Here is a 19,729-nt window from a genome sequence, read left to right as displayed (position 1 = left end):
ACCGCCGGACCGTCGCTACTTCATGGGCGTACTCATCGCGTACTCATCGAGTGCTCATCGCAATCTCGACCTACTTCCAACTCGCGAGGTACCTGACCGCACGGGGACCCGTGCCGTTCACTTTCTTACGGTGTCACCCGCTCGACGAACCGCTGCAGTGCCGCGGAGTCGAACGGCCCCTTGGCCTTGAAGGCCCGGGGGAATGCCCGGCGGCGAACCGCCAGGTCGAGACAGACAGAGACGGGGTGTACATACGCACCCCGGCCGGGCAGCGTACCGCGTGGATCAGGGACGACTTCTCCCTCGTCCACCACGATGCGCAGCAGCTCGCTCTTGGCCGCTCGCTCCCGGCATCCCACACAGGTTCGCTCGGGGCAAGCGCGGGCGTGCGTCCGGCCAGACACGTTTAAGTCTACCTCCCCGCACCGACCTCACCCCTTCGGGGCAAAAATCGAACGGATGTTGTCGTGATCTCAGCGGCCTGGCGCCTCGATCTATTCCTTCGGAGACCGCCCGGAGACGGTCCCGAGACCACCCGGAGACGGTCCGGAGACCGTGCGGGGGGCCTGTCCGGGGCCCGGGCAGGCCCCCGCACGGGTCCGTGGGTCAGCCGCGCTCGGAACGCTCCCGGGCGCGCTCGGCGCGCTCACGGTCCGCGACGTCGCGCTCCTCGTCGGTCTCGGTGTCCGGGCGGATGTCGATGCGCCAGCCGGTGAGACGGGCGGCCAGGCGGGCGTTCTGCCCCTCCTTGCCGATCGCCAGCGACAGCTGGTAGTCCGGCACGGTCACCCGGGCGGAGCGCGTCCCGAGGTCCACGACCTCGACCTTGCTCACCCGTGCGGGTGACAGCGCGTTGGCGACCATCTCGGCGGGGTCGTCCGACCAGTCCACGATGTCGATCTTCTCGCCGTGCAGCTCGGCCATGACATTGCGCACACGACTGCCCATCGGGCCGATGCAGGCGCCCTTCGGGTTGAGGCCGGCCCGGGTGGAGCGTACGGCGATCTTGGTGCGGTGGCCCGCCTCGCGGGCGATGGCCTCGATGACGACCGAGCCGTCCGCGATCTCCGGAACCTCCAGCGCGAAGAGCTTCTTCACCAGGTTCGGGTGGGTGCGCGAGAGCGTCACGGACGGGCCGCGCACGCCCTTGGCCACCCGTACGACGTACGTACGCAGCCGCAGACCGTGGGTGTACTCCTCGCCCGGGACCTGCTCCTGGACCGGCAGGATCGCTTCCAGCTTGCCGATGTCGACGAGGACGTTCTTCGGGTCCTTGCCCTGCTGGACCAGGCCCGTGACGACGTCACCCTCGTGGCCCGCGTACTCCCCGAACGTCCTGTCGTCCTCGGCGTCGCGCAGCCGCTGCAGGATGACCTGCTTGGCGGTGGTCGCGGCGATACGGCCGAAACCGGACGGCGTGTCGTCGAACTCCTTGGGCTCCTGGCCCTCCTCGAGCTCGGCCGGGTCGTCCTTCGCCCACACCGTGACATGGCCGGCCGCGTCCAGCTCGACGCGCGCACGGCGATGGCTGCCGTCGGTGCGGTGGTACGCGATGAGGAGGGCCGACTCGATCGCCCCGACGAGCACGTCGAAGGGGATCTCCTTGTCCTGCGCCAAGCCCTTCAGAAGCTTCACATCGATGTCCACGGCTACGCCTCCTCTTCCTTCTTGTCCTTGCGGTTGAATTCGATCTCCACGCGCGCCTTGACGATCTCGTCGAAGGTGACACGGCGCGACGTGGGCTTGCGGCCCTTGACGCCCGGTACTTCCAGATCGAGTCCCTCGTCGTCCACCCCGAGGATGCGGGCCACCAGCTCGCCGCCCTCACCCAGGGTGAGCCTGGCCAGCCGGCCGGTGGCGCGTACGTAGTGGCGGTGCTCGGTCAACGGGCGGTCGGCGCCCGGAGAGCTCACTTCGAGGACGTACTCGCCCTCACCCATGGCGTCGGTCTCGTCCAGCTTCTGGGAGATGCCGCGGCTGAGTTCCGCGCAGGTGTCGAGCTCCACGCCGTCCTCGGAATCCACGATGACCCGCAGCACCCGGCGGCGGCCCGCCTGGGACACCTCGATCTCCTCGAGGTCGAGCTCCTTGGCGCTGACGAGCGGCTCCAGCAGTTCGCGCAGCCTGTCGCTCTGGGTGGTGCTCATCCGGGTGACTCCTCGGCCGCGTGTGCTGTTGTGGGGATCGTCGCGTGTCAGGTCAAAGGGTATCCGGTCCGCAGGGGTGTTGCCGTCCCCCTCCCGTCCGGCCGCGGGTACGCTCACGTCCGGTGATCACTTCAGGTCAGAAACTGTCAAAAACCAGGCTGAAGGAGACAAGTGCACCGCACGGGGACGACGCGCAGGAGTGCGCTCACCGCTACGGGAGCCCTGGCCCTGGGTGCGGTGCTGACAGGCTGCGGGGACGGGACGAAGACGCCGAGTGCTTCCGGGGGCGCGGACGCCAGGGCCGCCTCGCTCCGGGCGGGCACCGCACTGCGTGCGTCGGCGGCCCGTGACAGTGCCTCGCTGCTCTCCCGTTACGAACAGCTCGCGGCCGCCCACCCGGTGACGGAACCCGGGCTCGCGCCGATGGGGGCGGCGGTGCGGGAGCACCTCGCGGCCCTGGGCGGGCCGCCGAAGGCCGCGAGCGGCTCCCCCGCCCCCGCCCCGCCGGCGGCCGCCACCGACGCGCGTGCGGCCCTGAGGGAGCTGGCGGGCGAGGAGCGCAGGCTGGCCGACGTCCGTGCCGCGGCCCTGGTGACCGCCGAACCGGAACTGGCCAGGCTGCTGGCCTCGATCGCCGCGGCCGGCGCCGCCCACGCGTATCTGCTGACCGAACTGGCCAAGGAGTCCCCCGCATGAACGGCATGGCACAGGACGCCGGAGCGGACGACACCGAGGGCGCGCTGCGTGCCGCACAGGCCGCACTCGCCGCCGAGCACGCCGCCGTGTACGGGTACGGGGCGCTGGGCGGCCGGCTGGAGGGCGGCCGCCGCAACGACGCCACGGCGGCCTGCGACGCCCACCGGGCCCGGCGGGACGCGCTCACCCGCACGGTGCGCGACCTGGGCGGTACGCCCGTGGCGGCGCACGCGGCGTACACGCTGCCCTTCGCGGTGCGGGACCCCGCGACCGCGATGCGGCTCGCCGCCGTGCTGGAGGACCGGGTGGCGGGCGTGTACTCCGATCTCGTACGGGCTGCCCGGGGGCCGCTGCGGCAGGACGCGGCGGGCGCGCTCCGGGAGGCCGCGGTGCGTGCGGTGCGCTGGCGCGGCACCGGCGTAGCCTTTCCTGGGCTCACCGAGAAGGCCGCCCCGCCGGAAAACACGGCGGAGGCGGGGGCCACGGGTGTCACGCACTGAGCCACTGAGCCACTGAGCACGCTCTGAAAGGGAACAAGGCACGTATGGGTTTCGAACCGCCGCAGCGTCTGGTGCGAGCGCTCGGCGAGACGTACGGCGACGCGGCCGCCGCCGAGTGGCTCGGGCGGCTCCCCGCGCTCACCGACGACGCGCTGTCCGCGCACTCGGTCTCCCCCGACCGGGTCTGCGCCCCCGGCGGGCGGAGCGCTCTCGTCGTCCTGGTGCACCGGGGCGACGGCACGCAGGCCGTGCTGAAGATCGCGCCTCCCGGGGCCGCTCCCGCGCAGGAGGGGGCCGCTCTCGCGCACTGGAAGGGCTGGGGGGCCGTCGAGCTCCTGACCGCCCCGGACGCGGCCGGGCCCGAGGGGGCCCTCCTGCTGGAGCGGCTGCACCACGAGGTGTCCCTGCGCTCCCTGCCCGAGGCGAAGGCGCTGCTGGAGGCCTCGGGCACGGTGCGCCGGCTGTGGGTCGAGCCGCCGGCCGGCCACGCCTTCGAGACCGTCGAGGAGCGCACCGCCCGGCAGGTGGGACCCGTGCGGGCGGCCGCCGCGCAGGACCCCGCGCTCGAACCGCTGGTCTCGGCGGCCCTCGCGGCCCGCGAGGAGCTGGTCCAGGACTCCCCGGAGGCCTTCCTGCTGCACGGCAACTTCCGGCAGAGCAAGGTCCTGGCCGGCGAGCGTGCCCCGTGGCTGGCGGTCGGCCCCGAGCCGCTGACCGGGGAGCGTGCGTACGACCTGGCGCGGCTGGTGCGTGACCGGGTGGAGGACCTGATCGCCTCGCCCGGCGGTGCGGTGACCGCCCGCCGCAGGGTCAAGAAGCTCGCCGAGTCGCTGGAGGTCGACCAGGCGCGGCTGCGCGGCTGGACGCTGTTCCGTGCCGTCGAGTCCGGCACGCGCGCGCTGGCGGCGGGGCGCACGCAGGACGGCGAGATGTCACTGGAGTTCGCGGCCTGGCTGTAGCCGCCGCACACGAGGAGAGGGCCCCGCGCGGTGCGCGGGGCCCTCTCCGTTGCCGGCCGGGTCAGCCCTGGTCGGTCAGGCGGGCGATCGCCTCGTCGACGGTGAGCTCCTCGCGCCCACCCGTGCGACGGTCCTTCAGCTCCAGGACGCCTTCGGCCGAACGGCGGCCGGCGACAAGGATCTTCGGGACGCCGATGAGCTCGGAGTCGGTGAACTTCACGCCCGGCGATACACCGGGCCGGTCGTCGACCAGGACGCGCAGGCCCGCGGCGTTGAGCTTCTCGGAGACGTCGAGGGCGAGCTCGGTCTGGAGCGCCTTGCCTGCGGCGACGACGTGCACGTCGGCCGGGGCGATCTCGCGGGGCCAGCACAGCCCCTTGTCGTCGGCGGTCTGCTCGGCGAGGGCGGCGACGGCGCGGGAGACGCCGATGCCGTACGAGCCCATCGTGACGCGGACCGGCTTGCCCTGCTGGCCGAGGACGTCGAGGGAGAAGATGTCGGCGTACTTGCGGCCGAGCTGGAAGATGTGGCCGATCTCGATGGCGCGGTCCACCTGGAGGCCGGTACCGCACTTGGGGCAGGGGTCGCCCGCCTCGACGACGACGACGTCGAGGTAGTCGTCGACCTCGAAGTCGCGGCCCGCGACGACGTTCCTCGCGTGCTTGCCCTCCTTGTTGGCACCCGTGATCCAGGCGGTGCCGGCGGCGACGCGGGGGTCGGCGATGTAGCGGACCTTCTCCAGGCCCTGCGGGCCGACGTAACCGCGCACCAGGTCGGGGCGGCCCACGAAGTCCTCGGCGGTGACGAGCTCGACGACGGCGGGGGCGAGGTGCTCACCGAGCTTGCCGAGGTCGACCTCGCGGTCGCCGGGCACACCCACGGCCACGATCTCGCCGTCGACCTTGACCAGGAGGTTCTTCAGGGTGGCGGAGGCCTCGACGCCGAGGTGGGCGGCGAGGGTCTCGATGGTCGGGGTGTCGGGGGTGTCCAGCTCCTCGGCCGGGCCGGTCACCGAGGCGTCGGCGGCGGTGGCCTTGAAGGTCACGGCCTCGGTGTTGGCGGCGTAGTCGCAGTTCGGGCAGTCGACGAAGGTGTCCTCGCCGGCGGGCGCGGGCGCGAGGAACTCCTCGGAGGCGGAGCCGCCCATGGCGCCGGAGACGGCGGACACGATGCGGTGGTCGAGGCCGAGGCGCTCGAAGATCCGGATGTACGCGGCGCGGTGCAGCTGGTACGCCTCGGCCAGGCCCTCGTCGGTGGTGTCGAAGGAGTACGAGTCCTTCATCTGGAACTCGCGGCCGCGCAGCACACCGGCGCGGGGGCGGGCCTCGTCGCGGTACTTGGTCTGGATCTGGTAGAGGATCACGGGCAGGTCCTTGTAGGACGAGCACATGTCCTTGACGACCTGGGTGAAGATCTCCTCGTGGGTCGGGCCGAGGAGGTAGTCGGCACCCTTGCGGTCCTTCAGCCGGAACAGCAGGTCGCCGTACTCGTCGTACCGGCCGCTCGCCTCGTACGCCTCCTTGGGGAGCAGCGCGGGGAGCAGGACCTCCTGGCCGCCGATGGCGTCCATCTCCTCGCGGACGACGCGGGTGATGTTCTCCAGGACCTTCTTGCCGAGCGGCAGCCAGGACCAGATGCCGGCCGCGGTGCGGCGCACGTAACCGGCGCGGACGAGGAGCTTGTGGTTGAGCGTCTCGGCGTCCGCCGGGTCGTCGCGCAGTGTCTTGATCATCAATCGGGACATGCGCTGGACCTGGGCCATGATGAACTCCTGCTCGGAAGGGTGGTGAGCCCGAGGTTAGCCGGGGGGCCCGCGCGGGCGGAAATCCATTCCTCGGACCGGCGGACGCCTGAGGACGGCGGTCGGTCCTAGCCGCGAAGCAGCGGGAGGGGCGCGCCCATCACCGCGTACGGCTTGGGCGCGCTGGGGAAGAGCACCTGCCGGGCCAGGTCCTGGTAGCCCAGGGCTCGGTAGAGGCCGCGGGCGGGGCTCTCGGTGTCGATCGCCGAGAGGATGGAACGGGGCAGGTCGACGGCGTCCGTGATGGTGGTGATCAGGCTCCGGCCGATGCCGCGCTGCTGGAACTCGGGGTGGACGTGGAGCTCGGTGATCACGAACGAGTCGTCGAGCCAGCTCTCGGATCCGGTGGCGCGCAGATACGGTTCCACGACGGTGGACCACCAGTGCGTCCGGTTGTTCGGCAGCCCGTAGACGAATCCGACGAGCCGTCCGTCGGCGGCGGTGGCGCCGAGGGCGCGTGCCTGCGGATGGTCGAGGTGCCGCAGCACGATATGGCGGCGTACGTCGATCTCGTCCTGGGTGAGGCCGAAGGCGAGGGCCTGCACGGCGAGGGCCTCGTCGACGCGGTCGGTGAGGTCGAGCGGTCCGACCACGATGTCGGGGGTCCCGGAGCCCCGGGGGGGCGTGGGGGTTGCTGCTGCCATGCGCGAACCCTACTGGCCGTACCGTCCGGTCAGAACAGCACGCTCATGAAGGCGCCCGTCTCGCGGAAGCCCACACGGCTGTAGGCCCTGCGCGCGGCGGTGTTGTAGTCGTTCACGTACAGGCTGACGACGGGGGCCACATCGCTGAGCGCGTAGCGCAGGACGGCCGCCATGCCCGTTTCGGAGAGTCCCCGGCCGCGGGCCTCGGGGGCGACCCAGACGCCCTGGATCTGGCAGGCGTGGGGGGTGGCCGCGCCGATCTCCGCCTTGAAGAGGACCTTGCCGTCCTCTATGCGCGCGAAGGACCGGCGGGTGGTGATCAGTTCCGCGACCCGGGCCTGGTAGAGGAGCCCGCCGTCGCCGGCCAGCGGGGAGACGCCGACCTCCTCGGTGAACATGGCCACGCAGGCCGGCATGAGGACGTCCATCTCCTCCTTGCGGACCCTGCGCACGAGCGGGTCGGGCGCCACCTCGGCCGAGGGGCGGTCGGTCACCATGAGGGGCTGGTTGGGCCGGACCTCACGGGCGGGGCCCCAGCTCGGTTCGAGGAGGCGCCACAGCTGGGCCGTGGGGCCGGCCGGGCCGACGATCGAGGAGCAGCGGCGGCCGGCCCGCCGGGCACGGTCGGCGAAGGCCCTGACGGCCTCGGGGGTGGCGCAGATGGGCACGAGGTTGGCCCCGGAGTAGCAGAGAGAGCGCAGTCGGCCGTCGGCGTACCAGCCCCACATCTCGCCGCCGAGACGCCATGGATCGAGCCCGGCGACCTGGACGCGGGAGGTGACGAACGCGTTGTCCACGGGTTCGCTCTCGAGGATGGCGAGCGCGGCGGGGAGCTCGCCGGGGTCGAGGACCCGGGTAGTGGTCTGCGTCAACACTGGGGCCTCACCAAACGGTCTACTGATGTCCGCACTGTACCCAACAAGGCTGTGGGGTGCGCCCCAGGTGGGGAAGGCCGATGGGTGCGGGACATGGCTGTGCCCCGCAGGGCACGCCCTGCGGGGCACCGAGGGGCGGGAGGTCAGCCGGCGATGGAGACCTGGGGTTCGCCCGAGGCGATGCCGTCCTTCTCCATCTGCTCCGCGATCTTCATGGCTTCCTCGATGAGGGTCTCCACGATCTTCGACTCGGGGACGGTCTTGATGACCTCGCCCTTCACGAAGATCTGGCCCTTGCCGTTGCCGGACGCCACACCCAGATCGGCCTCACGGGCCTCACCCGGACCGTTCACGACACAGCCCATCACCGCGACCCGCAGCGGGACCTCCATGCCCTCCAGACCCGCACTGACCTGGTCCGCGAGCTTGTACACGTCCACCTGCGCACGCCCGCACGACGGACACGACACGATCTCCAGCCGCCGCTGCTTCAGATTCAGCGCCTCAAGGATCTGAAGCCCGACCTTGACCTCCTCCGCCGGAGGCGCCGACAGCGACACCCGGATGGTGTCCCCGATGCCCTCCGAGAGCAGCGCACCGAACGCCACCGCGGACTTGATCGTCCCCTGGAACGCCGGACCGGCCTCCGTCACACCCAGGTGCAGCGGATAGTCGCTCTGTGCCGCGAGCTGACGGTAGGCGTTCACCATCACGACCGGATCGTTGTGCTTCACCGAGATCTTGATGTCCCGGAAGCCGTGCTCCTCGAACAGCGACGCCTCCCACAGCGCCGACTCCACCAGGGCCTCCGGCGTCGCCTTGCCGTACTTCTTCAGCAGCCGCGCGTCCAGCGAACCCGCGTTCACCCCGATACGGATCGGAGTACCCGCGTCACCGGCCGCCTTCGCGATCTCCTTGACCTTGTCGTCGAACTGCTTGATGTTGCCCGGATTCACCCGGACCGCCGCGCAGCCCGCGTCGATCGCCGCGAACACGTACTTCGGCTGGAAGTGGATGTCCGCGATCACCGGGATCTGCGACTTCTTCGCGATCGTCGCCAACGCGTCCGCGTCATCCTGCGTCGGACACGCCACCCGCACGATCTGACAGCCCGAAGCCGTCAGCTCCGCGATCTGCTGCAACGTCGCACCGATGTCCGACGTACGCGTCGTCGTCATCGACTGCACCGACACCGGTGCGTCCCCGCCGACCGCCACCGACCCGACCTGGATCTGGCGGCTGACCCGCCGGTCGGCGAGCTTGGTCGGAACGTCCGGCATTCCGAGAGAAATCGCAGTCATGCGCTGAGCATCCCCAAGGTGTGGATCAGTGTGGATCGAGGTCCCGAGAACGGCGGGCTCCAGGCTTCGAGGTTACGGCACCGGAGGGGAACGGGGCGCACCCGTGCCGTCAAACCGCCCGATGGGTGACGGCCGGACACCACCTGTGTGGCCGGCCGTCACCCATGTGACAGGTGGGACGTCAGGTGATCTTCACGGGGTTCACGATGTCGGCGACCAGCACCAGCAGCGTGAAGCAGATGAAGATCCCGGCGACCACGTAGGCGACCGGCATGAGCTTCGCCACGTCGAACGGGCCGGGGTCGGGCCGCTTGAAGACCTTGGCCACATTTCGGCGCAGGGCTTCCCAGAGGGCGCCCGCGATGTGCCCGCCGTCCAGCGGGAGCAGGGGCAGCATGTTGAAGAGGAAGAGCGAGAGGTTGAAGCCGGCCAGCAGGAACAGCATCATCGCGATCTGGTTCTGGGCCGGGACGTCGAGGTTCATCACCTCGCCGCCGATCCTGGCCGCGCCGACCACGCCGACCGGTGAGTCGTCGGCGCGCTCACCGTCGCTGAACGCCGCGTTCCACAGGTCGGGGATCTTGGAGGGCAGGGCGATGATCGAATCGACGCCGTTCTCGATCATGTCGCCCATGCGGACGACCGAGTCGCCGAAGGAGAGCGGCAGGATCTCGGTCTTGGCGGCGAAGCCGAGGTAGCCGGCGTCGACGAACTTGCCGGGTACGACCTCGCCGTCACCGTCCTTCTGCGCGACGGCGTTCTTCTTCAGCACGGCGTTCAGGGTCTGTTCCCGGCCGTCCCGCTGCACGGTGACGGTGGCGGGGCCGATGGTCTTCCGGATCTCGTCCGAGAGGGTGGCCCAGTCGTCGATCTTCTTCCCGTTGAAGGCGACGATCTTGTCGCCCTCCAGCAGACCGGCGGCCTTGGCCGGTGAGACCGGGTCGGACGCCTCGCACGTGTCACGCTTCTCACTCTGCGCGATCGTGCACTTCTGGACGCCCGCGACCTCGGTGGTCTGGGTCTGGAAACCGAAGGTCATGGCCACGCCCATGAAGATCGCGACGGCCAGGACCAGGTTCATGAAGGGTCCGGCGAACATCACGATCACGCGCTTCCACGGCTTGCGCGTGTAGAAGAGGCGCGTCTCGTCGCCCGGCTCGAGCTCCTCGAAGGCGGCGGACCTGGCGTCCTCGATCATGCCGCGCCACGGCGAGGTGGAGCGCGCTTCGATCCGGCCGTCGGGCCCCGGGGGGAACATGCCGATCATGCGGATGTAGCCGCCCGCGGGGATGGCCTTGATGCCGTACTCGGTGTCGCCCTTCTTGCGCGACCAGATGGTCGGCCCGAAGCCGACCATGTACTGCGGCACCCTGATGCCGAAGAGCTTGGCCGTCGACAGGTGGCCCAGTTCGTGCCAGGCGATCGAGAACAGCAGACCCACGGCGAAGATGGCGATACCGAGAATCGTCATCAGGATCGTCGTCATGCTCATGCGTGCGCCTCCGCTGTCGCTTCCGCCGAGAGTTCGCGGGCCCTGGACCGGGCCCAGGTCTCCGCTTCGAGGACGTCCGCGACCGTCAGTGAAGTTCCCCGTACGGGGGTGCCGTGTTCGGCCACCACCGCTGTGACCGTATCCATGATGCCGTTGAAGGGGAGCCGTCCCGCCAGGAACGCCTCCACGCACTCCTCGTTGGCCGCGTTGAAAACCGCGGGGGCCGTGCCGCCCAGGGTGCCCACGTGCCGGGCGAGCCCGACGGACGGGAACGCCTCCGTGTCGAGCGGGAAGAACTCCCAGCTGGAGGCCTTCGTCCAGTCGAAGGCGGGGGCCGCGTCCGGGACCCGCTCGGGCCAGCCGAGACCGATGGCGATGGGGCCCCGCATGTCGGGCGGGGTCGCCTGCGCGAGGGTGGAGCCGTCTGTGAACTCCACCATCGAGTGAACGTACGACTGGGGGTGGACCACGACCTCGATCCGGTCGAACGGGATGTCGTAGAGGAGATGCGCCTCGATGACCTCCAGGCCCTTGTTGACCAGGGTCGCGGAGTTGACCGTGATGACCGGGCCCATGGCCCAGGTGGGGTGCGCGAGGGCCTGCTCCCGCGTGACGTCGGCCAGCTCAGCGCGCGTACGCCCGCGGAACGGGCCGCCGGACGCGGTCACCACGAGCTTGCGGACGTCGGCGCGCTTCCCCGCGGCGAGGGCCTGGAAGAGCGCGGCGTGCTCGGAGTCGACCGGGATGATCTGGCCGGGGGCCGCCAGGGCCTTCACCAGCGGGCCGCCGACGATCAGGGACTCCTTGTTCGCCAGGGCGAGCGTGCGGCCCGCCTTCAGCGCGGCGAGCGTGGGGGCGAGACCGATCGAGCCGGTGATCCCGTTCAGCACCGTGTGGCATGCGCTCGCCGCGAGTTCCGTGGCGGCGTCGGGGCCGGCCAGGATCTCCGGGAGCGGCTCCCCGGCCCCGTAGACCTCGCCCAGGGCCTCACGGAGCGCCGGCACCTTGTCCCCGTCGGCCACCGCGACCGTACGTACGCGAAGCTGCCGCGCCTGCTCGGCGAGGAGCCGGACCCTGCCGCCCGCGGCGGAGAGCGCGGTGACGCGGAACCGGGCGGGGTTGCGCAGGACCAGGTCGATGGCCTGGGTACCGATGGACCCGGTGGAGCCGAGGATCACCAGATCCCGGCGGCCTTCCGCCGCGTCGAAGACGAGATGCGGATCGGCCAGGGGTGCGGGGCTGTCGCTCATGGCCCCCATTGTTGCCGCATCCGCTGTGCGTCGTGACAGCGCGCCCCCGTCGGCGCGCGCCTCAGGCCCGTGCGGCACGGAATTTCTTCCACTGGGCGGCCATGACGTCCTCCGGGACCCCGCCGATGTCCTGGGTGCCCAGGATCTCGCCGCGGAAGGCGAGCGTGGTGGAGCCGGAGCGCAGGACCGTGAGGTACTCGTACAGTTTCAGCTTCCCCTTCACGTCGAGGACGGTGAAGCGGTAGGCCTTCGCCTCGTCGGCCTCGTCCGCGAAGGCGGGCAGCGCGGCGGGTTCGACCTTCTCGTAGGCGGCGCGCGCGACCGCCCGTTCCTCGGTGAGGCCCCCGGCGCACTCCCGGCCGGCCCGGTCCAGTGACTGCATGACCTTCGCGGCCTCGCCGTCGTCGTACGAGCGCAGGGTCACGTCGACGGTGATCCCGAGCATCTCCTCGGGCTTGTCGGCCTTGCGCTGCACCTGGGCGATGGGGTCGTAGTCGCTGACGTCGCCGGCGAGGCTGACGAGCGGCTGGCAGACGGCGGGGTCGGCGGTGTAGGCGTCCCCGAGCGGCCCGTCCAGGGTGTACTCGGACGCGGTGAGGCCGCCGGCCCGCTCCCCGTCGGTGAACGCGGCGGCGGTGAGCTGCGCCTCGGTGAGCCCTTCGGCCGTCGCCGCCGGGCGCGAGGGGGCGGGGCTCCTCGCGGCGCCGCTCTTGCCGTCGCCGTCGTCCCCACCGCATCCGGTGAGCCCCAGGAGGGCCACCACCGCGCATCCCGCCGCCACGGTTCCCCGCCGGCCGCCGGCCCCGTACACCCCGAACATCCCCGCCCCTGTCTCCTGTTGACGCGCCGGGACCCGTGTCCGATCGCGGCCGAGGCTCGATTGTGCGGCATCGTGAGGTCAGAAGTGCGTATGGATGCCGAACTTCTCCCGCAGCCGCCGCATGTCCGCCACATCGCGCCCGGCCGGTTCGTAGCCCTGGTGGAACAGCGCCTGCTGTTCGGCCGAGATACAGCGGACGGTGGTCGTGCCGATGGTGCCCGTGACGAAGCAGGCGGCGGGGTAGCGGAAGGGCTCGGCGGGGTCGGGCGAGGACTGGACGGCGGACCCGTCGGCGGCGAACTCCAGCGGGTGCAGGTCGATCTCGAGCCCGGACGGATGGCTGAGCACGAAACGGACGGGGCGCCAGTCCAGTGTCTCGGTGTATCCGGCGGACTCCAGGGCGGCCACGACGGCGGCCTCCTGGTCACGGCGGTGCAGGAGGTCGAGATCGCGGTGCTCGCGGGTCTCCTCGCCGAGCAGGGCGTCGATGCCCCAGCCTCCGGCGATCACCACGTCGGTGCCCGCTTCGCGCAGCAGGGCGAGGACGGCCAGGGCGTCGTTCCGGGTCATCATGCGGGTGACCGTAGTGCGCCCCGCGCCGGGGCGCACCGCGATTACGGCCGCGCGGTCCTCGCCACGAAGTCCGCGAACTCCTCGTGGAACCGGGGGAACGTCTTCCGTACGCAACCGGGGTCGTCGTAGCTGATTCCGGGGGTGCGCAGTCCGGCGACGGCGAACGACATCACGATGCGGTGGTCGCCGTGGGTGACGATCTCGGTGGGGCGGGGGGTGCCGGGGTGGATCTCGATCCAGTCGGGCCCGGCGTGGACGGTGATGCCCATGTTCCGCAGGTTCTCGGCGCACGCCTCCAGCCGGTCGCACTCCTTCACCCGGGTGTTGGCGACGTCCTCGATCCGTACGGGCGAGCCGGCGAAGGGCGCGATCGCGGCGAGGGTCGGCATGGTGTCCGAGATGTCGCGCATGTTGACCGTCAGGCCGGAGAGCCGCCCGGAGGACCGTACGGTCGTGGCCTCGGCCGTGGTGGTGACCTCGGCTCCCATGCGGCGCAGCACGTCGGTGAAGCGCAGGTCGCCCTGGAGCGCGCCGGTCCCGAGGCCGGGGACGGTGACCTCACGGCCGGTGAGGGCCGCCGCGGCGAAGAAGTACGAGGCGGTGGACGCGTCGGGCTCGACGGCGTAGGTGGTGGCGCGGTAGCCCCCGGGAGGAACGGTGAAGGTGTTCCCCTCCCGGGCGACCTCGACACCGAAGCTGCGCATCATCGCGAGGGTGATCTCGATGTACGGCGCCGAGACGAGCTCCGTGACGTCGATCCGGAGGCCCTCGGTGGTGAGCGGGCCGAGCATGAGCAGGGCGGTGAGGTACTGGGACGACTCCCCCGCGTCGAGGGTCAGTTCGCCGCCCTTGACGCCGGACGCCTCGATGGTGAGCGGGTGGTGGCCCTCGGCCCCTCCGTGGCGCAGGTCGACGCCGAGGGTGCGAAGGGCCCGGGTGAGGGGCGCGAGGGGGCGCCGGCGCATCTGCGCGGAGGCGTCGAAGCGGTAGGTCCCGGAGGCCGCGGCGGCGGCGAGCGTCGGCAGGAACCGCGCGGTGGTGGCCCCGTCGCGGCAGTGGACCTCGGCGTCCGTGACGGCGGGTCCGGAGGGGCGCCCCTCGATGTGCCATCGGTCCGGCTCGCGGGTGACCCCGTATCCGAGGCGGGTCAGTCCCTCGGTGAACCCCTCGGTGTCGTCCGAGTGCAGGGGGCGCAGGAGGGTGGTGGTGCCGTCCGCGGCGGCGGCCAGGAACAGGGCGCGGGCGGTGACGGACTTGGAGCCGGGGATGTCGATGACGGTCACGGGCGTCCATTTTGCCGTGCGGCGGGCGTGCCCGCGGGGCGCGTCCAGGCAGTGGACGCGCCCCGCGGGTGTGCCGGGTTCAGCGGATGGGGCGGTGGACGTTCTCCCCGGTGGCCGGGCCGGGGGTGGCGTCGGCGATCCAGGGGCCGTCTCCGCTGGGGTCGATGACCCCCTCCTCCAGCCAGGTGTAGGTCCCGGAGAGGACTCCGTCGACGACGCGCCTGTCGATGTCGTCGGTGTTGGACCACAGCCGGTTGAAGAGCTCCTCCACCCGGAGGCGGGCCTGCCGGCAGAACACGTCGGCGAGCTGGTAGGCCTCGCGGCCGTGGTCGTCGTCGGCCCGCAGGTGCTCGGCGCGGACACAGGCGGCGCTCATCGCGAAGAGTTCCGCGCCGATGTCGACGATCCGGCCGAGGAAGCCCTGCTTGGTCTCCATGCGGCCCTGCCAGCGGGACATCGCGTAGAAGGTGGAGCGGGCGAGCTTCCGGGACGAGCGCTCGACGTACCGCAGGTGGGCGGAGAGGTCGGGGTGGCCGGGGACGCGGAACTCCCCGTAGGCGTTGGGCAGCTGACCGGGCCCGCTGACCAGCTTGGGGAGCCAGCGTGCGTAGAACCCGGCGGCGTTGGCGCCCGCCTTCGCCTTGTCGGAGAGCGGCTTGTCGGGATCGATGATGTCGCCGGCGACCTTGAGGTGGGCGTCGACGGCCTCGCGGGCGATCAGCAGGTGCATGATCTCCGTGGAGCCCTCGAAGATCCGGTTGATCCGCATGTCGCGGAGCATCTGCTCGGCGGGTACGGCGCGTTCGCCGCGGGCCGCGAGCGAGGCCGCGGTCTCGAAGCCGCGTCCGCCGCGGATCTGGACGAGCTCGTCGGAGATCAGCCAGCCCATCTCGGAGCCGTACAGCTTGGCGAGCGCGGCCTCGATGCGGATGTCGTTGCGGCTCTCGTCGGCCATCTGCGAGGAGAGGTCCACGACCGCTTCGAGGGCGAAGGTGGTGGCGGCGATGAAGGAGATCTTCGCGCCCACCGCCTCGTGCCGGGCGACGGGCCTGCCCCACTGCTCGCGGACCGCCGACCACTCACGGGCGATCTTCAGGGACCACTTGCCGACGCCGACGCACATGGCGGGCAGCGAGAGGCGGCCGGTGTTCAGCGTGGTGAGCGCGATCTTGAGACCGGCGCCCTCGGGGCCGATCCGGTTCGCCGCGGGGACCCGGACCTGATGGAAGCGGGTGACGCCGTTCTCGATGCCGCGCAGTCCCATGAAGGCGTTGCGGTGCTCCACGGTGATGCCCGGGGAGTCGGCCTCGACGACGAAGGCGGTGATGCCGCCCTTGTGGTCCTCGCTCCCGGGGACCCGGGCCATGACGACGAGCAGGTCGGCGACGACGCCGTTGGTCGTCCAGAGCTTCACGCCGTCCAGGACGTAGTCGTCCCCGTCGGGCACGGCCGTGGTGGCGAGCCGGGCCGGGTCGGAGCCGACGTCGGGTTCGGTGAGGAGGAAGGCGGAGATGTCCGTCCGTGCGAGGCGGGGCAGGAAGGCGTCCTTCTGCTCCTGCGTGCCGAACATCTTCAGCGGCTGCGGTACGCCGATCGACTGGTGGGCGGAGAGCAGCGCGCCGATCGAGGGGCTCGCCGAACCGGCCAGCGCGAGCGCCTTGTTGTAGTAGACCTGGGTCAGTCCGAGACCGCCGTACTTGGTCTCGATCTTCATGCCGAGAGCGCCGAGCTCCTTGAGGCCGTTGATGACCTCGTCGGGGATCCTGGCCTCGCGTTCGATCAGGGCGCCGTCGACGTGGGCCTCGCAGAATTCGCGCAGCCGGGCGAGGAATGCCTCGCCGCGCCGCACGTCGTCCGGGGCCGGCAGGGGGTGGGGGTGGATCAGGTCCAGCCGGAAGCGTCCGAGGAAGAGTTCCTTGGCGAAGCTCGGCTTGCGCCAGTCCTGTTCACGGGCGGCCTCGGCCACCTGCCGCGCTTCGCGCTCGGTGACTTTGGGGGCCTGGGGGATGTCGGATGGGGCGGACATGAGGAGCTCACCTCGCCGCGAGTCGGGGTAGGGGTCGGGCCGTACGCGTGCCGATCGGTACCACTCGTCCGTATCTACCCGATCTGCGTCGGCCCCACCACCCCTGCGCCGGGCTCCCGGCGGCGTACGGGAGCGGCCGGGACCCTCCCGCGACGGCGTTCCGCCCCACGCCGGCCTGCCGTTCCGCCCGTCGCGGCGTCCTGCGGGAACACCCGCCGGTACCTGCCGCGGGGAGCCTGGCGCCCGTGCCGTCGAGCCCGGTCGCCCTTCGGTCCGGCCGGGCGTGGCGCTCCGCGCGCCGAGGCCCGGGGCGTGCGTACCGGCGGCACCGAGCCGGGCGGGAGCCGCTCGTCCGGTCGGGCGACCTCGACGTAGCCGGATCACCGCCCGGAAGGACCGTTCCGTCGGCGCGGTGCCCGGCCGCACCGGCGGACGACGGTCCGGCCGCCGGGCGCCTTCCCGGCACCCGAGGAAGCCTTCCGGGGCCGGGGGACTGCGGGCGCCCGCCGAGAATCCTCCTAGTCGAAGACGTAGGTGGTGCCGAGGACCGCCGCGTGTTCCAGCACGTCCTCCAGGGGGTCGTCGATCTGCCCGGTCTGGATGAGACCCACGCGGGGCGCGTTGTGCGAATGGGTGTGCGTCTCGTCGGCGTACGCCGCCCCGGCGGACAGCCCCATGGCGATCAGGGCGGCACCGCCCCCGACAGAACCTCGGAGCCGTGACCGCGTCCGGTATGACTTCACGTTGTGACCTCGTCCTCTTCTCATCGGATGTGTCCACCCGCTGATCACATCAACCGCCGGACGGGCCCGAGGTCACGCAAGATCATCCGCCAGGGGCACGATCGCCGCCTCTGCCCGACCTGAACGCGCCGTCCCGGATGTGACGCGGTGCGCGGGGGGTGGCTAGGAAGCCGGCGTGTACTGGACGACGGTGTCCTCGCAGGGCCCTTCGGCGAAGACCTTCAGCGCCTCCGTCTCCGTCTTGTCGGCGGTGAGCTGCCAGCGCAGCTTCGTCGCCACCCACTCACCGGCGTACCGGCAGTGCGCCTCCGGCACCGGCGGGAGCCAGTCCGCCGGATCCTGGTCGGCCCTCTGCCGGTTCGTGCGGGCCGTCACCGGGGTCAGCGAGGCCGCCGCGCCCTGGTCGTTCGCGTACGCCTCACGCCGGGCCGCCGTCCAGCCGGAGGCACCGGAGTCCCAGGCTTCCGCCGGCGGCACCGTGTGCGCCACGTCCACGGCGTCGGGGGAGCTCACCTCCTGGCCGTCGTAGTACGACACCCATGTACCGCCGGTCAGCGTGCACCCGGCGCCGACGGCAGGGGAGGTGAGCGCCTCGGCGAGCAGCACCTCGTGGCGGGTGTCGCAGCCGTCGGAGGGCAGCTCGCCCGACGTCCAGTGCTTGAAGGCCGAGGGGGTGTAACCGGTGCGGTTCTCGTCGACGGCCTTCACCAGGCCCACGGCATCGGCGAGTGTGGTCACCACGGCGGGCCGCGGCCCCTGCGGGGCGGGGGCGGCGGCGTGTGCCGGGACGGCGGCGAGAAGCGGGGCGAGGGCGAGCGCGAGCGTCCCTGGGACCCGTCGGAAGTTCTTGATCACCCCCGCGTTCTACCGGCCGCCCCGTCGGCGGCGGGCGTCCGACGGCCGCCTCTCACCCGCACGGGCGTGGACGTTCACCGCAGGAACGATTCGCGGACGCGCCCGGCCGGACCCGGTGCTCTCGGCGGATCGGCAGAGGGTCGGCGCGCGTACCGGCAGTGGACGAACGGAGACGGCCGGAGCCCCCGCACAGTTGGGCTCCGGCCGTTCGTCGCGGGGGTCCGGGCTACAGGGCCAGGCCGGTGAGCACCAGCACCCGCTCGTAGGTGTAGTCGTCCATGGCGTAGCGCACTCCCTCGCGGCCCACTCCGGACTGCTTGGCGCCGCCGTACGGCATCTGGTCGGCGCGGTAGGAGGGCACGTCGCCGATGACCACGCCGCCCACCTCCAGGGCGCGGTGGGCGCGGAAGGCGGTCTGCAGGTCGTGGGTGAAGACGCCCGCCTGCAGCCCGTACTTGGAGGCGTTGACGGCGGCGAAGGCCTCGGCCTCGCCCTCGGTCCGCTGAACGTACAGCACCGGGCCGAAGACCTCCTCGCCGGCGATCGTCGTGGTGTCCGGAAGGTCGGTGAGGACCGTCGGGGCGTAGGTGGCGCCGTCGCGCTTGCCGCCGGTCAGCAGCGTGGCGCCGGCGGCGACGGCCTCGTCGACCCAGGACTCGACGCGGAGGGCGGCTTCCTCGTTGACCAGCGGGCCGACGTCGGTGGCCGCGTCGGAGGGGTCGCCGGTCACCAGGGCCTCGACGGCCGCGACGATCTTCGGTACGAGCCGGTCGTACACGGTGGCGTCGGCGATGACGCGCTGCACCGAGATGCAGGACTGGCCGCCCTGGTAGTTGGAGAAGGTCGCGATACGGCTCGCGGCATGGTCCAGGTCCTCCTCGGAGGACCAGTCGCCGAGCACGACGGCCGCGCCGTTGCCGCCCAGCTCCAGGGTGCAGTGCTTGCGCGGCACCGACTCCATGATCGCGTAGCCGACCGGGCCGGATCCGGTGAAGGAGATCACCGGCAGCCGCTCGTCCTGGACCAGGGCGGGCATCTTGTCGTTCGGCACGGTCAGCACGGACCAGGACCCTGCGGGAAGGTCCGTCTCGGCCAGCAGCTCGCCCAGGATCAGGGACGAGATCGGGGTGGCCGGGGCCGGCTTGAGGATGATCGGCGCACCGACGGCGATGGCCGGGGCGACCTTGTGGGCGCTGAGGTTGAGCGGGAAGTTGAAGGGCGCGATGCCGAGGACGGGGCCGCGCGGGAAGCGCCGGGTCAGTCCGAGACGGCCGGTCCCGCCGGCGTCCGTGTCCAGCCGCTGGGCGTCACCGCCGTTGAAGCGGCGCGCCTCCTCGGCGGCGAACCGGAAGACGGAGACGGCGCGGCCGACCTCGCCGCGGGCCCACTTGACCGGCTTGCCGTTCTCGGCGGAGATCAGCTGGGCGATCTCCTCGGTGCGCTCGGTGAGGCGGCGTACGACGTGGTCGAGGGCGGCGGCCCGTACGTGTGCCGGGGTCGCGGCGAACTCCTCGCGCACGGCGTACGCGGCGGCGACGGCCTCCTCGACCTGGGCGTCGGTCGGCACGGCGACCGTGCCGACGAGCCGGCCGTCCCAGGGGTTGGTGACGTCGAAGCTGTCCTCGCCGGTGGCCTGGCGGCCGGCCAGCCAGAAGGCGTGGGTGGAAGTCATGGCGGTACCGGCCCTTCGGGGTGGTGAACGACGATCGCCGGGTGTCGCGAGGGCACCCGTCGGCCCCACCGTAGGACGGTCAGGGGCGGATG

The 19,729-nt window shown here is 71.7% G+C and carries 19 protein-coding genes; 3 read left to right on the top strand and 16 right to left on the bottom strand.

Annotated elements, in window-relative coordinates; all coding sequences use genetic code 11:
* Positions 1 to 125 precede the first annotated feature (125 nt).
* From ACIP63_RS14235 to rimP, 3 genes are all read right to left on the bottom strand, one after another.
* Positions 126 to 404, bottom strand: a complete 279-nt coding sequence (locus ACIP63_RS14235; RefSeq protein ID WP_329206847.1) for a YlxR family protein — start codon at positions 402 to 404, stop codon at positions 126 to 128.
* Between the two features lie 202 nt (positions 405 to 606).
* Positions 607 to 1,647: a transcription termination factor NusA gene (gene nusA, locus ACIP63_RS14230; protein WP_356713707.1), complete on the bottom strand. Its 1,041-nt coding sequence runs from the start codon at positions 1,645 to 1,647 to the stop codon at positions 607 to 609.
* Between the two features lie 2 nt (positions 1,648 to 1,649).
* Positions 1,650 to 2,147 (bottom strand): ribosome maturation factor RimP, encoded by a 498-nt coding sequence (gene rimP / locus ACIP63_RS14225; RefSeq protein WP_401514898.1) that lies wholly within the window; start codon positions 2,145 to 2,147, stop codon positions 1,650 to 1,652.
* 171 nt (positions 2,148 to 2,318) lie between these two features.
* On the opposite strand from rimP, the gene ACIP63_RS14220 reads away from it, so the two are divergent.
* Genes ACIP63_RS14220 through ACIP63_RS14210 form a run of 3 tightly spaced genes read left to right on the top strand, consistent with a single transcriptional unit; the run spans position 2,319 to position 4,302 of the window.
* Entirely contained in the window at positions 2,319 to 2,843 is a 525-nt protein-coding gene (locus tag ACIP63_RS14220) for a hypothetical protein (RefSeq protein WP_401514896.1), read from the top strand.
* Between the two features lie 5 nt (positions 2,844 to 2,848).
* The gene (locus tag ACIP63_RS14215) at positions 2,849 to 3,343 is read left to right on the top strand and encodes a ferritin-like domain-containing protein (protein ID WP_401515145.1); all 495 of its coding nucleotides are present in this window, start codon (positions 2,849 to 2,851) and stop codon (positions 3,341 to 3,343) included.
* A 44-nt stretch (positions 3,344 to 3,387) separates the two neighbouring features.
* The gene (locus ACIP63_RS14210) at positions 3,388 to 4,302 is read left to right on the top strand and encodes an aminoglycoside phosphotransferase family protein (protein ID WP_401514893.1); all 915 of its coding nucleotides are present in this window, start codon (positions 3,388 to 3,390) and stop codon (positions 4,300 to 4,302) included.
* Positions 4,303 to 4,363: 61 nt separating this feature from the next.
* Here ACIP63_RS14210 and ACIP63_RS14205 read toward each other — a convergent pair whose 3' ends face one another.
* The 13 genes from ACIP63_RS14205 to ACIP63_RS14145 form a co-directional block, all read right to left on the bottom strand.
* The gene (locus tag ACIP63_RS14205) at positions 4,364 to 6,064 is read right to left on the bottom strand and encodes a proline--tRNA ligase (RefSeq protein ID WP_401514890.1); all 1,701 of its coding nucleotides are present in this window, start codon (positions 6,062 to 6,064) and stop codon (positions 4,364 to 4,366) included.
* Between the two features lie 107 nt (positions 6,065 to 6,171).
* A complete protein-coding gene (locus ACIP63_RS14200; RefSeq protein ID WP_401514887.1) occupies positions 6,172 to 6,747 on the bottom strand; it encodes a GNAT family N-acetyltransferase in 576 nt (191 codons plus the stop codon).
* Positions 6,748 to 6,776: 29 nt separating this feature from the next.
* The gene (locus ACIP63_RS14195) at positions 6,777 to 7,622 is read right to left on the bottom strand and encodes a GNAT family N-acetyltransferase (protein ID WP_393764015.1); all 846 of its coding nucleotides are present in this window, start codon (positions 7,620 to 7,622) and stop codon (positions 6,777 to 6,779) included.
* Positions 7,623 to 7,765: 143 nt separating this feature from the next.
* Entirely contained in the window at positions 7,766 to 8,923 is a 1,158-nt protein-coding gene (gene ispG / locus ACIP63_RS14190; protein WP_401514884.1) for a flavodoxin-dependent (E)-4-hydroxy-3-methylbut-2-enyl-diphosphate synthase, read from the bottom strand.
* A 181-nt stretch (positions 8,924 to 9,104) separates the two neighbouring features.
* On the bottom strand, positions 9,105 to 10,415 hold the full coding sequence (locus ACIP63_RS14185) for a M50 family metallopeptidase (RefSeq protein WP_401514881.1): 1,311 nt from the start codon (positions 10,413 to 10,415) through the stop codon (positions 9,105 to 9,107).
* Positions 10,412 to 11,665 carry a 1-deoxy-D-xylulose-5-phosphate reductoisomerase gene (dxr, locus tag ACIP63_RS14180; RefSeq protein ID WP_401514878.1) on the bottom strand — a complete coding sequence of 418 codons (1,254 nt, stop codon included), beginning with the start codon at positions 11,663 to 11,665 and terminating at the stop codon, positions 10,412 to 10,414. Before dxr ends, ACIP63_RS14185 begins: the two co-directional genes overlap by 4 nt.
* 61 nt (positions 11,666 to 11,726) lie before the next feature.
* A complete protein-coding gene (locus ACIP63_RS14175) occupies positions 11,727 to 12,485 on the bottom strand; it encodes a hypothetical protein (protein ID WP_401514875.1) in 759 nt (252 codons plus the stop codon).
* 78 nt (positions 12,486 to 12,563) lie between these two features.
* On the bottom strand, positions 12,564 to 13,058 hold the full coding sequence (locus ACIP63_RS14170) for a nucleotidyltransferase domain-containing protein (RefSeq protein WP_401514874.1): 495 nt from the start codon (positions 13,056 to 13,058) through the stop codon (positions 12,564 to 12,566).
* Between the two features lie 41 nt (positions 13,059 to 13,099).
* On the bottom strand, positions 13,100 to 14,341 hold the full coding sequence (gene aroA, locus ACIP63_RS14165) for a 3-phosphoshikimate 1-carboxyvinyltransferase (RefSeq protein WP_401514872.1): 1,242 nt from the start codon (positions 14,339 to 14,341) through the stop codon (positions 13,100 to 13,102).
* Between the two features lie 79 nt (positions 14,342 to 14,420).
* The gene (locus ACIP63_RS14160; protein WP_401514869.1) at positions 14,421 to 16,367 is read right to left on the bottom strand and encodes an acyl-CoA dehydrogenase family protein; all 1,947 of its coding nucleotides are present in this window, start codon (positions 16,365 to 16,367) and stop codon (positions 14,421 to 14,423) included.
* A 518-nt stretch (positions 16,368 to 16,885) separates the two neighbouring features.
* Positions 16,886 to 17,044 (bottom strand): hypothetical protein, encoded by a 159-nt coding sequence (locus ACIP63_RS14155; protein ID WP_401514866.1) that lies wholly within the window; start codon positions 17,042 to 17,044, stop codon positions 16,886 to 16,888.
* 228 nt (positions 17,045 to 17,272) lie between these two features.
* Positions 17,273 to 17,965, bottom strand: a complete 693-nt coding sequence (locus tag ACIP63_RS14150) for a DUF1524 domain-containing protein (protein WP_401514864.1) — start codon at positions 17,963 to 17,965, stop codon at positions 17,273 to 17,275.
* A 226-nt stretch (positions 17,966 to 18,191) separates the two neighbouring features.
* Complete coding sequence (locus ACIP63_RS14145) at positions 18,192 to 19,637, bottom strand: aldehyde dehydrogenase family protein (RefSeq protein ID WP_401514861.1); 1,446 nt, start codon at positions 19,635 to 19,637, stop codon at positions 18,192 to 18,194.
* Positions 19,638 to 19,729 lie beyond the last annotated feature (92 nt).

This window comes from Streptomyces sp. NPDC088746 (assembly GCF_044751065.1).
In the GTDB taxonomy this organism is placed as follows: domain Bacteria; phylum Actinomycetota; class Actinomycetes; order Streptomycetales; family Streptomycetaceae; genus Streptomyces.
This window is presented reverse-complemented; position numbering and strand designations above follow the sequence as displayed.

Coding starts and splice junctions, on each gene's coding strand:
- ACIP63_RS14175 (WP_401514875.1), bottom strand. CDS start 12,485: ATGTTCGGGGTGTACGGGGCCGGCGGCCGGCGGGGAACCGTGGCGGCG.
- ACIP63_RS14210 (WP_401514893.1), top strand. CDS start 3,388: ATGGGTTTCGAACCGCCGCAGCGTCTGGTGCGAGCGCTCGGCGAGACG.
- ACIP63_RS14215 (WP_401515145.1), top strand. CDS start 2,849: ATGGCACAGGACGCCGGAGCGGACGACACCGAGGGCGCGCTGCGTGCC.
- dxr (WP_401514878.1), bottom strand. CDS start 11,665: ATGAGCGACAGCCCCGCACCCCTGGCCGATCCGCATCTCGTCTTCGAC.
- ACIP63_RS14155 (WP_401514866.1), bottom strand. CDS start 17,044: ATGGGGCTGTCCGCCGGGGCGGCGTACGCCGACGAGACGCACACCCAT.
- ACIP63_RS14145 (WP_401514861.1), bottom strand. CDS start 19,637: ATGACTTCCACCCACGCCTTCTGGCTGGCCGGCCGCCAGGCCACCGGC.
- ACIP63_RS14170 (WP_401514874.1), bottom strand. CDS start 13,058: ATGATGACCCGGAACGACGCCCTGGCCGTCCTCGCCCTGCTGCGCGAA.
- rimP (WP_401514898.1), bottom strand. CDS start 2,147: ATGAGCACCACCCAGAGCGACAGGCTGCGCGAACTGCTGGAGCCGCTC.
- ACIP63_RS14205 (WP_401514890.1), bottom strand. CDS start 6,064: ATGGCCCAGGTCCAGCGCATGTCCCGATTGATGATCAAGACACTGCGC.
- ispG (WP_401514884.1), bottom strand. CDS start 8,923: ATGACTGCGATTTCTCTCGGAATGCCGGACGTTCCGACCAAGCTCGCC.
- ACIP63_RS14185 (WP_401514881.1), bottom strand. CDS start 10,415: ATGAGCATGACGACGATCCTGATGACGATTCTCGGTATCGCCATCTTC.
- ACIP63_RS14200 (WP_401514887.1), bottom strand. CDS start 6,747: ATGGCAGCAGCAACCCCCACGCCCCCCCGGGGCTCCGGGACCCCCGAC.
- ACIP63_RS14160 (WP_401514869.1), bottom strand. CDS start 16,367: ATGTCCGCCCCATCCGACATCCCCCAGGCCCCCAAAGTCACCGAGCGC.